Origin of the sequence: Pseudomonas sp. CROZ-RG-20F-R04-15 (assembly GCF_022662375.1) — a bacterium.
In the GTDB taxonomy this organism is placed as follows: domain Bacteria; phylum Pseudomonadota; class Gammaproteobacteria; order Pseudomonadales; family Pseudomonadaceae; genus Aquipseudomonas.
Map to the genome: position 1 here is coordinate 176,942 of NZ_JAKNQL010000001.1, position 13,643 is coordinate 190,584.

The window sequence follows — 13,643 nt, forward strand, 5'->3', positions numbered from 1 at the left end:
TGAAGACAAAAAACCGAACGGCCGACTCATCATGAGTCAGCCGTCGGTTGGCGTTTTTTACAGGATGTTGAATGGAATCGTGGTCACGAGACGGAACTCGTTGATGTTGCCGTCAGCCTGATGCTCGCTGGCGCGGTGCGTGGTGTACGTCGCACGAATTGCGGTGGCTTTGAGCGGACCGCTCTGCACGGCGTAGGAAGCACCGATGCCATATTCGTAGTGAGTTTCGCCGTCCATCAGGCTCAGGTCGCCGCGCTTGGCGCCCGGGTCGGTGTAGGCGGTGCCACGGTAGTGAGTACCGTCAATGCCCCAGCCGCGCGCCTGGTAGATGTTGAACTTCAGGCCAGGTACGCCGTATTCGGCCATGTTGATGCCGTAGGCGATCTGGAAGGATTTCTCGTTCGGGCCGTTGAAGTCCGACAGCAGGGAGTTGGCCAGGTAGATGCCGTTGGTTTCATGCAGGTAGTCGAAGTACGTGTCGCCATTCACTTCCTGGTACGAGAAGGTCAGGCTATGTGCCTGGTGAGCCAGACCCAGCGACAGCGAGTAGGTATCGTTGTCGATCTCGCCCATCAGCTTTTTGCCTTCATCGACGGTCTTGTAGTAGTTCAGACCGGTGGTCAGGCTCAGCACCTGGCTGTCACCCAGTTCGTGGGTGGCGCCGAAGTAGTATTGGTTCCAGAAGTCTTCGACGTTGGAGCCGTACAGGCTGGTTTTCAGACTTTTGAACGGCTGGTAGTTGACGCCAGCGATGTAGACCTTGTCGGTCTCCACGCCAGTGGCCGAGTACTCGGTGCGGAATTTCGACAGGCTCTGCTCGGTACGTGGCGAAACGCGGTCGAAGCCACCCAGGTCAAACGAAATGTTGTTGAGCTCTTCGCTGTGCAGGGTAATACCCTCAAAGCTCGAAGGCAGCGGACGGTTGCCGATGACGTCGACGATCGGGGTGCTGAAGTTCTGACGACCGGCGGTCAGCGTGGTGTTGGAAACGCGCAGTTTGACGTTGGCCAGACCCAGTTTGCTCCACTGGTCGACAGCGTCGCCATCGGAGTGCGCCAGGGTACGGTTGGATCCGCCGGCGATGTCCTTGCGGTCACGGTCCAGCACGATAGCGTTGTAAGCGGCGACTTCAGTGCTGACGCCAACGGTGCCTTGGGTGAAGCCCGAGGTGTAGTTGACGATGGTGCCTTGCACCCAGTTGATCCGACGCGGGGTCGCGGTCTTGACCACTGGCGAGGTGTTCTTGTCGCTGTTTTTCACGTAGCTGAAAGTGTCGTCACGACGTTTCAGTTCATTGGCGTACCAGTTACGGGTTGTGCCGCCCAGGCTTTGTCCATCGATAAAGCCTTTGGCCTCGCTTTGGGCGCTACTGCCGGCCAACGTGGTAGGGACGAACTCCTGACTTGCAGGTTCTGCGTACGCCGTGGCGGTTATGCTGCTGATGGCCAGGGCCAGTATCGCGGTGCTGCTCAGTTTCATGGGTGAAGCTCCTTTACTTTCTTTTTATGCCGGCTTTTTTTGGTATGCCGGTTATTGGTTTAGAACTCATTCACACATCGCAAACGTTTGCAAAAGGCCGGATTGGCGAATTTCGGCAAAGCGCTTGCGTGAGGGGCTAGACAGCGCCCCCCAGCGTTGCGGCTAATCGTCTGGTTTAATCGATACCGACACCCGAGAACACGTTGCGACCGAACGGGCTGACTTTGAACCCTTCGATCCTGGCGCTTAACGGTTGGTTGACCGTCGAGTGGGCGACAGGCGTGATCGGCACTTGCTGTTTAAGCAATTGCTGAGCCTGTTTGTAGAGCACGGTGCGCTGGTCGCGGTCGGTGACGACCTTGGCCTCTTTGATCAGCTTGTCGTAAGCCGGATCGCACCACATGGAATAGTTGTTGCCGCCGATGGCGTCGCAGCTGTACAGCGTGCCGAGCCAGTTGTCCGGATCCCCATTGTCACCGGTCCAGCCGATCAGGCTGATGTCGTGCTCGCCGTTTTTGGTGCGCTTGATGTACTCGCCCCATTCGTAGCTGACGATTTTCACTTTCAGACCGATCTTGGCCCAGTCAGCCTGGAGCATTTCGGCCATCAGTTTGGCGTTCGGGTTGTACGGACGCTGCACCGGCATCGCCCACAGGGTGATTTCGGTGCCTTCTTTGACGCCGGCAGCCTTGAGCAGCTCTTTGGCTTTTTCCGGGTTGTAGGCGGCGTCTTTGATGCTGTCGTCGTAGGACCACTGGGTCGGCGGCATGGCGTTCACGGCCAGTTGGCCGGCGCCTTGATAAACAGCGTTGAGAATTCCTTGTTTATTCACCGCCATGTCCAGCGCCTGACGCACTTCGAGCTGGTCGAAAGGCTTGTGGCGCACGTTGTAGGCGATGTAGCCGAGGTTGAAACCCGGCTTGGAAATCAGTTGCAGTTTCGGGTCGGCCTTCAGCGCTTCAACATCGGCAGGGCGCGGATGCAGGGTGATCTGGCATTCGCCCGCCTTGAGTTTTTGCACGCGCACCGAGGCGTCGGTGTTGATTGCAAAGATCAGGTTGTCGAGTTTGACCCGGCTCGGGTCCCAGTAATGTTTATTACCGGTGTAACGAATGTTCGAGTCTTTCTGATAACTCTTGAACACGAACGGCCCGGTGCCGATCGGTTTCTGGTTGATGTCGCTCGGCTTGCCGTCGGCCAGCAGTTTGTCGGCGTATTCGGCGGACAGAATGGAGGCGAAGCTCATGGCGATGTTCTGGATGAACGCGGCGTCGACGCTGTTGAGCGTGAACTCCACGGTCAGCGGCCCGGTCTTCTCGACCTTGGCGATGTTCTTGTTCAGGCTCATCCCGTTGAAATATGGGAACTCGGTGGGATAAGCCTTACGGAAAGGTTGCTGTGCATCGAGCATGCGATTAAACGTGAACAGCACGTCGTCGGCGTTGAAGTCGCGGGTTGGCTTGAAGTACGGCGTTGTATGAAATTTCACACCTTCACGCAGGTGAAAGGTGTACTTGAGACCATCCTCGGAAATGTCCCACTTGGTGGCCAGACCGGGTACGACATTGGTCGCGCCTTTTTCGAACTCGACGAGACGGTTGTAGATCGGTTCGGCGGCGTCGTTATCCGTCGCTGTTGTGTACTGCGCGGTATCGAAACCGGCCGGGCTGCCTTCAGAGCAGAACACCAGGCTTTTGCTGGCGGCGAAACTGGCGGACGAGGCGGCCAACAGGCCGGCGCCCAGCAATGCGGAAAAAACCAAGGTATGGCGCATGACGCTCCCTCTTTTTTTTAGTGTTGTTCAATGCGCCGTCGTCTCATCCGAAGACGTTTTGGGCTGCATTGAGCTCAATCCAGTACGTACCGCAAACCGGTGGCCCACGCAGACGCTGGTCAGTACCCGACGGTAGGGGCCGCGGTCCTGGCAGTAAATGCGTAAATGCCTTAAAGCTCGTAGGAAAAGGCGACACGTCCTATACCGCTGCGGTAATCCACAGTGGAATTGGCTGTAGGCAATTTCCTAAATTCCCGGCAGGTAAAACAGCGGCGACGTTAAAAACGTCGCCGCTGCAGTGCCTTATTTGCTGACGCTGACGCCGTAGAAGGAGTTCAAGCCGAATGGGCTGATCTTGAAATCCTGCACGTTGGCGCGCATGGGTTGATACACCGTCGAGTGAGCGATAGGTGTCATCGGGACTGCATCTTTGAGGACGTGTTGTGCCTCTTTGTACAGTTCGGTGCGCTTACCTTGGTCGGTTGTGCGCTTGGCTTCTTTGACGAGGCCGTCGAACTTCTTGTCGCACCACTTGGAGAAGTTGTTGCCGCTGAGCGAGTCGCAGCCGAACAGCACGTTCAGCCAGTTGTCCGGATCACCATTGTCACCGCTCCAGCCAATGATCATGGCCTGGTTCTCGCCACCTTTGGAGCGCTTGATGTACTCGCCCCACTCGTAGCTGGTGATCTTCACTTTCAAGCCGATCTTGGCCCAGTCAGACTGGAGCATCTCGGCCATCAGTTTGGCGTTCGGGTTATACGGACGCTGCACCGGCATCGCCCACAGCACGATCTCGGTACCTTCCTTGACGCCGGCTTCCTTGAGCAGCTGTTTGGCTTTCTCAGGATCGTACTTGGCGTCCTTGATGGTGGTGTCGTAAGACCACTGGGTCGGCGGCATGGCGTTGACGGCCAGTTGGCCGGCGCCCTGGTAAACCGAGTCGATGATCTGCGGCTTGTTGACGGCCATGTCCAGCGCCTGACGCACGCGCAGGTCAGCCAGCGGGTTCGGCTCGTTGCTGCCCTTGACCTTGTCCATCACGTTGTAGGCGATGTAACCCAGGTTGAAACCAGCCTGGTCAGGCATCTTCAGGGTTTTGTCTTCTTTCAGCGCTTTCAGGTCGGCTGGACGCGGGAACAGGGTGACCTGGCACTCGTTCTTTTTCAGCTTCTGAATACGTACCGACGGGTCGGTGGTGATGGCGAAGATCAGGTTGTCGATCTTCACATCCTCAGGCTTCCAGTAATCCTTGTTGCCGGTGTAACGGATGTTGGAATCTTTCTGGTAGCTCTTGAACACGAAAGGACCAGTGCCGATCGGCTTCTGGTTGATGTCGGCAGCCTTGCCTTCTTTCAGCAACTGCGCTGCGTACTCGGCGGACTGCACCGAGGCGAAGCTCATGGCCATGTTCTGGATGAACGCGGCATCGACTTCTTTCAGAGTGAACTTGACAGTGTGGTCGTCGACTTTATCGATCTTGGTGATGTTGGTGTCCATCCCCATGTCGGTGAAGTACGGGAATTCGGTCGGGTACGCCTTACGGAACGGGTCATCCTTGTTAATCATGCGATTGAAGGTGAACAGCACGTCGTCGGCGTTGAACTCACGAGTCGGCTTGAAATACGGGGTGGTGTGGAACTTGACGCCTTCACGTAGGTGGAAGGTGTAAGTCAGGCCGTCATCGGAAATGTCCCACTTGGTCGCCAGACCAGGAATCACGGCAGTGCCGCCGCGCTCGAACTGGGTCAGACGGTTGAACATGGTTTCGGCTGAGGCGTCGAAGTCGGTTCCGGTGGTGTACTGGCCTGGGTCGAAACCGGCCGGGCTGCCTTCGGAGCAGAACACCAGGTTAGTCGCAGCGGATGCGAAAGGTGCGGAGGCTAACAAGCCTGCGCCGACTAAAAACGGAATGACCGCGTGTTTAAGCATGTTGGCCTCATGATTTGTTGTCATTTTTTAGTTGTGAGGTACGACCTCGTGAGTCGTGCCTGCGGATACTTATGCAGGGGCCATACCCATTGCAAGATCCAGAGCGACTGCCGGCCTCAAACCGTGGCACGAACGTACCTTAATGTCGCATCTGTGTAACTTCTGACGCATTTGACCGTTTGCGAGTGGTTTTTACGGTGCAAATGAAGCCCCAAAACGGTGCGCTGGTCACGTTGTGCGCGCCGCCTTGGGGCTCGGTGTTACTTATTTATACCCACGCCATAGAAGGGGGTAAGACCGAACGGGCTGATACGAAAGTCAGTGACTTCCTTGCGCAGCGGCTGGAACACCGTTGAGTTGGCAATCGGCGTGATCGGCACTTGCTGTTTAAGGATCAGTTGCGCCTGTTGATACAGTTTTACCCGTTGTTCTTTGTCGGTGGATAACTTGGCCTGCTGCACCAGTTTGTCGTAAGCCGGATCGCACCATTTGGCGTAGTTGCTGCCTTTCACCGCCGCGCAGCTGTAGAGCACGCCAAGCCAGTTGTCCGGGTCACCGTTGTCACCCGTCCAACCATAGATCATCGCGTCGTGTTCACCATTTTTCGCACGTTTGATGTACTCGCCCCATTCATAGCTGACGATGTTGGCCTTGATGCCGATCTTGTCCCAATCCTGCTGGATCATCTGCGCCGACATCCGCGCATTTGGGTTCGACGCGCGCTGCACTGTCATTGCCCAAAGGTTGATGGTTGTACCCGGTGCAACTCCTGCTTCTTTAAGTAGCACCCGCGCTTTGACCGGATCGTAAGGGGCGTCCTTGATGTTTGGGTCATACGACCATTGCGCTGGCGGCAAAGCGTTTTGGGCCAACTGGCCGGCGCTTTGGTAGACGGCTTTGATGATTGCCGGTTTGTCGATGGCCATGTCCAGCGCCTGGCGCACCTTGAGCTGATCGAGTGGCGCGTGGGTGGTGTTGTAGGCGAGGAAGCCGAGGTTGAAACCGGCTTGCTTGAGCACGCGCAGGTTCGGGTCTTTTTCCATCACTTCGATGTCGGCCGGGCGCGGATAGCCGCTGACCTGGCATTCGCCGGCCTTGAGTTTTTGCAGGCGTACGGCGGCGTCGGGGGTGATCGAGAAGATCAGGTTATCGATTTTGACGTCTTCGGGTTTCCAGTAGGCCGTGTTGGCGGCGTAGCGGATCTGCGAGTCCTTTTGGTAGCGCTTGAACACGAACGGGCCGGTGCCGATGGGTTTCTGGTTGAGGTCGGCGGCTTTGCCTTCCTTCAACAGTTGCGCGGCGTATTCGGCCGACTGCACCGAGGCGAAGCTCATGGCGAGGTTTTGCACGAACGCAGCGTCGACGTTGTTGAGGTTGAAGCGCACGGTCTGGTCGTCGAGTTTTTCTACCGATTTGATTGTGGTGTTGAGGCCCATGTCGGTGAAGTAGGGGGATTCGGCGGGGTAGGCCTTGCGGAAGGCGTTGTCCGGGTCGAGCAGGCGCTGGAAGGTGAAGAGGACGTCGTCGGCGTTGAAGTCGCGGGTGGGTTTGAAGTAGTCGGTGGTGTGGAATTTTACGTTTTGGCGCAGGTGGAAGGTGTATTGCAGGCCATCCGGGGAGATGTCCCATTTTGTTGCCAGGCCGGGTTCGATGTCGGTGCCGCCGCGCTGGAATTGGGTGAGGCGGTTGAAGACGGTTTCGGCGGAGGCGTCGAAGTCGGTGCCGCTGGTGTATTGGCTGGGATCGAAGCCTGCGGGGCTGGCTTCGGAGCAGTAGACCAGGGTTGTGGTGGCGTTGGCGATTGGGGTTATGGCGGTTAGTGCGAGGGAGATCAAGAGCGGTTTGAGGGTGAATCTTGGCATGGGGGCCCCGGGGAATCGGCGGTGGTAATCGTGGAAGAGTAGCTGGGGCGGGGGTGTTGGCGGAAATATCGTTTTTCCTGTTGAAGTGTCTATCTCGGTATATCTAGCACTTGTGTGTATATCCGTTGCTGCGGTAACGGCGGCTTAGGGTTTCGCCCTGACGGCGACTCACTTTTTTTCAAACGCCAAAAAAAGTAAGCAAAAAACGCTTGCTCCTACGTTCGGCCCGCTCGCTGGGGCTCGGGGTTCCTTCGCTGCGGGATCGATCCGGGGGGCAGCGCCTACGGTTTGCTTCGCTGCACCTCCTCTCGCTGTGTTTGGCTGCGCCAAACGGTCGCTGCGCTCCCACGCCCGGATCAATCCCTCCACTCAGCCTTCCGACGTCGCCCGTGGATCAAGATCAAGAGCAGGCGAGCTGACACTCGGCCTATTGAGTGGTGAGGAGCACAGCGTGTTCGCTTTGGATTTGTATTGGATTTGCCCCTCACCCCAGCCCTCTCCCGGAGGGGAGAGGGGGCCGATTTGTGAGCTTTTCAAAGCCAGAGTTCAACGCGCTATCGCACGTCGGCGTATCTCCCACAAACACCTCGATCAGTCCCCTCTCCCTCCGGGAGAGGGTTAGGGTGAGGGGCTTTTGATCTGTTTCAGAATCTGAGTTCAACTCGGTATTTCAAGTCGGCGTAGCTCGCCCAAACACCTCGGTCAGCCCCCTCTCCCTCCGGGAGAGGGCTAGGGTGAGGGGCTTTTGATCTGTTTCAGAATCTGAGTTCAACTCGGTATTTCAAGTCGGCGTAGCTCGCCCAAACACCTCGGTCAGTCCCCTCTCCCTCCGGGAGAGGGCTAGGGTGAGGGGCTTTTGATCTGTTTCAGAATCTGAGTTCACCTCGGTATTTCAAGTCGGCGTAGCTGTCCCAAACACCTCGGTCAGTCCCCTCTCCCTCTGGGAGAGGGCTAGGGTGAGGGTTGGCTTTTGACTGTTTAAATCTGTGTCAGATAACCAGAACCTTCCCACAAGGTTTTCAGGTTGTCCGTCGGACGCTTGCTCTCTACGCTCTGGTTGTCGCTGAATGTTCAGTGATCGGGTGTGAGAACCCGCCGAGCTTGAAACTAGCACCAGTAAGACCATAATTGCGGCCGGCTTATTTGCTGTCGCAATGCCTTATGGCGGCTGTGTGCGGGCAGACTTCGGTCTGGCCGGTTTTCTGCTCACCGGTTTCTCACTCCGCACATAGCTGCCACCCTTTGCCACGTGAGAAATGGCTAAGGGCGGCTCGAATGACGAGCAGATTTATATGAAAGATAAAATTGTCCCCGATCCACCCCTCGAAACCACAACCCCACTCGAAGACGCCATCCGCGCCGACGACCAGATCAAAACCCGCGAAGCCATCAAACGCGCCCTGGATTTCTACCTCAGCCCCGAACCCCTCAAACCCCGACAACCCAGCACAATGTTCCTGATTCAGCCGAACATCGACACCGAAAGCCTGCTGGCGCATGCCTGTGAGTCACTGGCGTCGGCGAACACGTTAACCGGTAACTTTGCCGATCAGTTGGGCCGGCCTGAGCGTAATACGGCATTGGCGATTCAGCAGATCATCATGCTGGCCGAGTTGGCGGTGAATCGGGCGCTGGATCGGGTTGATCCGCAGGGCTGACGACCGCGTTATCGTTCTTCGCGAGCAGGCTCGCTCCCACATTGGAATGCGTTCAACCTGTGGGAGCGAGCTTGCTCGCGAAGACGGTAGTTCATCCACAGCAAATCCCAGGCACAAAAAAACCGCCGATCATTCACCGATCGGCGGTTTTTCATTCAGCCAGATCAAATCACTGCATCAACACTTCAATCGAGCCATCAGCCGTCATGCTCACCTGGCTAGTGCCCGCTTCAACTTCCGGCGTAACCGGCGCCGAATCCATCGCCGCCGCTTTCATCATCATCGGTGCGCGCAGGTACGGTTGTGGATAACCGTTGCTGTTGAGGTTCAGATTGACGATTTTGTAGCCCTTGCCACCCAGTGCATCGGTGGCCAGTTGGGCGCGGGCCTTGAAGGCGGTCACGGCTTCTTTGAGCAACTGGTCTTCACTGGATTTACGGGTCGGGTCGGCGATGGCGAAGTCCATGCCGCCCATTTTCAGGTCGCCCAGCAGTTCGCCGGTGAGTTTGGACAGGGCGGCGAAGTCGGCGCTTTCCAGGCGCAATTCGGCGCGTTCACGCCAGCCGGTGATCTTCTGGCCTTTGGTGTCGTAGATCGGGTAGCTGTTGCGGCTGCCCTGGCGCAGGGTGATGTCTTTGACTTGCTTGGCCTGGGCCAGGGCCTTGTTCATGGTGGTGCTGACGTCGGCGGCGAGTTTCGCCGGGTCGGTGTTTTGCTCTTCGGTGTAGAGGGTGACGATCATCAGGTCGCGGGCGACTTCCGTGCTGACTTCGGCGCGCAGGGAAATCTGGTTGTAGTGCAGCTCATCGGCGGCCAGGGCCGGAAGGCTGGCGACGCTGCCGACGGTCAGGGCGAGAAGGGCGGCGCTGCGGCGAAATGTGTGCATGAAAGCTCCTTGATGAGGGCGCAGGTGATGGTTCGGGGGCCTGCGTGAAACCATCAGACTCTAGCTTTTATGATCCGGTTCGCCCAGTTACAACTTCTATACACATGCCCAGGGCCGCTGTGCAGCCATTCGCGAGCAGGCTCGCTCCCACAGGGGAATGCATTTCAAAGGTGGGAGCGAGCCTGCTCGCGAAGGCGTTCTCATAGCCGCCGAAAATGTTTTCGCCATGTGGTCGTTTGCCGCACTTTCGCCTCTCGGGCGCGCGGCTTGGTTATACTCCGTGCGATCCGCCTGGAGCGCTCATCAGGAGAGCTCATGCTCGCCCCCGTACAACTGACTTCCGCCACTCGCCAGAACCTCTGGCGGCTGACTTTCATTCGCACTCTGGTGCTTGCCGCGCAGGCCGGCTCCGTAGGCCTGGCCTACTGGCTACAACTGCTGCCGTTGCCGTGGGTGCAACTGGCGATGACCCTTGGCTGCTCGACGCTGCTTTGCGTGTTCACTGCCGTGCGCCTGCGCACTTCGTGGCCGGTGACCGAGCTTGAATATGCGCTGCAACTGGCCTGTGATCTGGTGATCCACAGTGCGCTGCTATATTTCTCCGGCGGCTCGACCAATCCGTTTGTTTCCTATTATCTGGTGCCGCTGACCATCGCTGCGGTGACGCTGCCGTGGCGCTATTCGGTGATTCTTTCCGGCATCGCGCTGGCGCTGTACACGGTGATGCTGACGCGTTTCTATCCACTGGAAACCTTGCCGGTCGCCCGCGAGAACCTGCAGATCTACGGCATGTGGCTGAGCTTCGCACTGGCAGCGGCGGTGATCACCTTCTTCGCGGCACGCATGGCTGAAGAGTTGCGCCGTCAGGAAGAATTGCGCGCGATTCGCCGCGAAGAAGGCCTGCGCGACCAGCAATTGCTGGCCGTCGCCACCCAGGCCGCGGGCGCTGCCCATGAACTTGGCACGCCACTGGCGACCATGAGCGTGTTGCTTAAGGAAATGCAGCAGGATCATCCCGACCCAATGCTGCAGGACGATCTGAAAGTGCTGCAGGATCAGGTCAAGTTGTGCAAGGAAACCTTGCAGCAACTGGTTCGCGCCGCCGAGGCCAACCGACGTCTGGCCATCGATATGCAGGATGTCACTGACTGGCTCGACGAAGCGTTGAACCGTTGGCACTTGATGCGTCCGGAGGCCAGTTACCGTTTCCACCGTCTCGGCCAAGGCACGGTGCCGCGCATGGCGCCGCCGCCGGACCTGACTCAGGCGCTGTTGAATCTGCTCAACAACGCCGCCGATGCCTGTCCGGAAAACCTCCAGGTCACGCTCGACTGGGATGCGGAAAACCTGACCATCAGCATTCGTGATCACGGCGCCGGTGTGCCGCTGGCCATCGCCGAGCAGATCGGCAAACCGTTTTTTACCACCAAGGGCAAAGGTTTCGGCCTGGGCCTGTTTTTGAGCAAGGCCAGCGTGACACGCGCCGGCGGCTCAGTGAAACTCTATAGTCATGAGGAAGGCGGCACGCTCACCGAGCTGCGCCTGCCCCACGGCGCCCGAGGAGACCAACATGAGTGACGAAATCCAAGTCGAAGGCGAAGAACTGCCGCATTTGCTGCTGGTCGACGACGACGCAACGTTTACCCGAGTGATGGCCCGTGCCATGGCTCGCCGTGGCTTTCGCGTCAGCACTGCCGGTTCCGCCGAAGAAGGCCTGACTATCGCTCAGGCCGATCTGCCTGATTACGCTGCGCTCGACCTGAAAATGGACGGCGACTCCGGTCTGGTGTTGTTGCCCAAACTGCTGGAGCTGGACCCGGAAATGCGCGTGGTGATCCTCACCGGTTATTCGAGCATTGCCACTGCGGTCGAAGCGATCAAGCGCGGCGCCTGCAACTATCTTTGCAAACCGGCCGACGCTGACGACGTACTGGCTGCGCTGCTCTCCGAGCACGCTGACCTCGACAGTCTGGTGCCGGAAAACCCGATGTCGGTCGATCGCCTGCAGTGGGAGCACATCCAGCGCGTGCTCACCGAGCACGAAGGCAACATCTCCGCCACTGCCCGCGCTCTGGGCATGCACCGCCGCACCCTGCAGCGCAAACTGCAGAAGCGCCCGGTTCGTCGCTGAACCTGCGCTGAACGACTATCGCCAGCCCTCGCGATAAAACGCACCGATCTACTATGATCGGTGCGTGTCTGTTCTTTTCTATATCGAGCCTTATCCATGAATCAGAACGCTGAATATTCCGCGGTCAACGATGCTGTGCGCGGGCAGTTTTTTCGCAAGGTGTGGGCGATCATCACGCCGTACTGGCGCAGTGAAGAGAAGGGCAAGGCCTGGACGCTGCTGATTGCGGTGATCGCGCTCTCGCTGCTGAGCGTGGGCATCTCGGTGTGGTTCAACACCTGGTACAAGGATTTCTATAACGCGCTGCAGAAGAAGGACGAAGCGGCGTTCTGGCGCTTGATTCTGTATTTCTGCGGCATTGCGGCGGTGGCCATTGTCGGTGCGGTGTACAGGCTCTATCTGACGCAGATGCTGACGATTCGCTGGCGGGCCTGGCTCACTGAAAAGCATTTCTCGCGTTGGCTCGCCGACAAGAATTACTACCAGTTGGAGCAGGGCGGTTACACCGATAACCCGGACCAGCGGATTTCCGAAGACCTCAACAAGTTCACCGCCACCACCTTGAGCCTGGGTATTGGCTTGCTGAGCAATGTCGTCAGTCTGGTGTCTTTTTCGATCATTCTCTGGGGCGTATCGGGCAGCATCGAAGTGTTCGGGGTTACGATTCCCGGCTATATGTTCTGGTGTGTGCTGATTTATGCAGCGGTAGGTAGTTGGCTGACGCATTTGATCGGTCGGCGCCTGATCGGCCTGAACAACAGACAACAACGTTTCGAAGCTGACCTGCGTTTCTCCATGGTGCGAATTCGTGAGAATGCAGAGAGTATCGCGTTGTACAACGGCGAGCCGAACGAGAACCGCCGGCTGAGCAACCGTTTTGGTCTGGTCTGGCACAACTTCTGGGACATCATGAAAGTGTCCAAGCGACTGACTTTCTTTACCGCCGGCTACAGCCAGGCAGCCGTGATCTTCCCATTTATCGTTGCGGCACCGCGTTACTTCACCGGCAAGATCGAACTCGGTGAACTGATGCAGATCAGCTCCGCATTCGGCAACGTTCAGGAGAGTTTCAGTTGGTTCATCAGCGCCTATCAAGAGCTGGCCTCGTGGCGCGCCACCTGTGATCGTCTGCTGAGTTTCCGCCAGGCCATGACCGACAACGAAGAGCGCACCCCGGCCATTGATGTGCAGAATCAGGGCAGCGAATTGAAGGTGCACAACCTCGGTCTGGATCTGGCCGATGGCCGTCACCTGCTGACCAGCGCCGACATGACCGTCGAACCGGGTGAGCGGGTTATGCTCAGCGGCCGTTCCGGCAGCGGCAAGTCGACGTTGTTGCGGGCGATGGGGCATTTGTGGCCAGCGGGGCATGGCAACATTCGTTTGCCGGCAGCACGGTATCTGTTCCTGCCGCAAAAGCCGTATCTGCCGATCGGCACGCTGCGCGAGGCGTTGAGTTATCCACAACCGGGCGACACCTACGCGCCGGAACGTTATGCACAAGTGCTGGAAACCTGCCGTCTGCCGCATCTGGTCGCGCGGCTGGACGAGGCCAATCACTGGCAACGCATGCTCTCGCCGGGCGAACAGCAGCGTTTGGCGTTCGCCCGCGCCATGCTTTATGCGCCGCAATGGCTGTACATGGATGAAGCGACTTCGGCGATGGATGAGGAAGACGAAGCGACGCTGTATCAGGCGCTGATTGACCAGTTGCCGGGCCTGAGCATTGTCAGCGTCGGCCATCGCAGCAGCTTGAAACGTTTCCATCCACGGCATGTGCGGATCGACAGCGGTCATCTGGTTGAGCAAACCGTAACTGCCTGATCACCGCACATCCCCTGTGGGAGCGAGCCTGCTCGCGAAGGCGATGTCCTGGTCGAAGTATGTGTCGACTGGCAGTACGCTTTCGCGAGCAGGCTCGCTC

At 58.0% G+C, this 13,643-nt stretch carries 9 protein-coding genes; 4 read left to right on the forward strand and 5 right to left on the reverse strand.

All coding sequences use genetic code 11. The features are described 5' to 3' along the window. Positions 1-57: 57 nt before the first annotated feature. From L8H52_RS00715 to L8H52_RS00730, 4 genes are all read right to left on the reverse strand, one after another. A complete protein-coding gene (locus tag L8H52_RS00715) occupies positions 58-1,479 on the reverse strand; it encodes an OprD family porin (protein WP_064119436.1) in 1,422 nt (473 codons plus the stop codon). Between the two features lie 175 nt (positions 1,480-1,654). Then, positions 1,655-3,253, reverse strand: a complete 1,599-nt coding sequence (locus tag L8H52_RS00720; protein WP_242205324.1) for an ABC transporter substrate-binding protein — start codon at positions 3,251-3,253, stop codon at positions 1,655-1,657. 303 nt (positions 3,254-3,556) lie between these two features. Continuing rightward, on the reverse strand, positions 3,557-5,182 hold the full coding sequence (locus L8H52_RS00725; RefSeq protein ID WP_242205323.1) for an ABC transporter substrate-binding protein: 1,626 nt from the start codon (positions 5,180-5,182) through the stop codon (positions 3,557-3,559). Positions 5,183-5,442: 260 nt separating this feature from the next. After that, complete coding sequence (locus L8H52_RS00730) at positions 5,443-7,044, reverse strand: ABC transporter substrate-binding protein (protein WP_242205322.1); 1,602 nt, start codon at positions 7,042-7,044, stop codon at positions 5,443-5,445. 1,292 nt (positions 7,045-8,336) lie between these two features. Between L8H52_RS00730 and L8H52_RS00735 the strand changes: the two genes are divergently transcribed. Next, the gene (locus L8H52_RS00735) at positions 8,337-8,702 is read left to right on the forward strand and encodes a DUF6124 family protein (RefSeq protein WP_242205321.1); all 366 of its coding nucleotides are present in this window, start codon (positions 8,337-8,339) and stop codon (positions 8,700-8,702) included. A 169-nt stretch (positions 8,703-8,871) separates the two neighbouring features. Here L8H52_RS00735 and L8H52_RS00740 read toward each other — a convergent pair whose 3' ends face one another. Continuing rightward, entirely contained in the window at positions 8,872-9,588 is a 717-nt protein-coding gene (locus L8H52_RS00740) for an SIMPL domain-containing protein (protein ID WP_095119498.1), read from the reverse strand. Between the two features lie 315 nt (positions 9,589-9,903). Between L8H52_RS00740 and L8H52_RS00745 the strand changes: the two genes are divergently transcribed. The 3 genes from L8H52_RS00745 to L8H52_RS00755 all read left to right on the forward strand — a co-directional run bounded on the left by L8H52_RS00745 (position 9,904) and on the right by L8H52_RS00755 (position 13,543). Continuing rightward, on the forward strand, positions 9,904-11,166 hold the full coding sequence (locus L8H52_RS00745; RefSeq protein WP_242205319.1) for an ATP-binding protein: 1,263 nt from the start codon (positions 9,904-9,906) through the stop codon (positions 11,164-11,166). Next, the gene (locus tag L8H52_RS00750) at positions 11,159-11,719 is read left to right on the forward strand and encodes a response regulator transcription factor (RefSeq protein WP_003221630.1); all 561 of its coding nucleotides are present in this window, start codon (positions 11,159-11,161) and stop codon (positions 11,717-11,719) included. The genes L8H52_RS00745 and L8H52_RS00750 overlap by 8 nt, the downstream gene beginning before the upstream one ends. A gap of 96 nt (positions 11,720-11,815) precedes the next feature. Continuing rightward, entirely contained in the window at positions 11,816-13,543 is a 1,728-nt protein-coding gene (locus tag L8H52_RS00755; RefSeq protein WP_242205318.1) for an ABC transporter ATP-binding protein/permease, read from the forward strand. Positions 13,544-13,643 lie beyond the last annotated feature (100 nt).

Excerpts from the sequence above, each read along its gene's own strand:
- L8H52_RS00745 (WP_242205319.1), top strand. The coding sequence starts at position 9,904 with ATGCTCGCCCCCGTACAACTGACTTCCGCCACTCGCCAGAACCTCTGG.
- L8H52_RS00730 (WP_242205322.1), bottom strand. The coding sequence starts at position 7,044 with ATGCCAAGATTCACCCTCAAACCGCTCTTGATCTCCCTCGCACTAACC.
- L8H52_RS00740 (WP_095119498.1), bottom strand. The coding sequence starts at position 9,588 with ATGCACACATTTCGCCGCAGCGCCGCCCTTCTCGCCCTGACCGTCGGC.
- L8H52_RS00725 (WP_242205323.1), bottom strand. The coding sequence starts at position 5,182 with ATGCTTAAACACGCGGTCATTCCGTTTTTAGTCGGCGCAGGCTTGTTA.
- L8H52_RS00715 (WP_064119436.1), bottom strand. The coding sequence starts at position 1,479 with ATGAAACTGAGCAGCACCGCGATACTGGCCCTGGCCATCAGCAGCATA.
- L8H52_RS00750 (WP_003221630.1), top strand. The coding sequence starts at position 11,159 with ATGAGTGACGAAATCCAAGTCGAAGGCGAAGAACTGCCGCATTTGCTG.
- L8H52_RS00735 (WP_242205321.1), top strand. The coding sequence starts at position 8,337 with ATGAAAGATAAAATTGTCCCCGATCCACCCCTCGAAACCACAACCCCA.
- L8H52_RS00720 (WP_242205324.1), bottom strand. The coding sequence starts at position 3,253 with ATGCGCCATACCTTGGTTTTTTCCGCATTGCTGGGCGCCGGCCTGTTG.
- L8H52_RS00755 (WP_242205318.1), top strand. The coding sequence starts at position 11,816 with ATGAATCAGAACGCTGAATATTCCGCGGTCAACGATGCTGTGCGCGGG.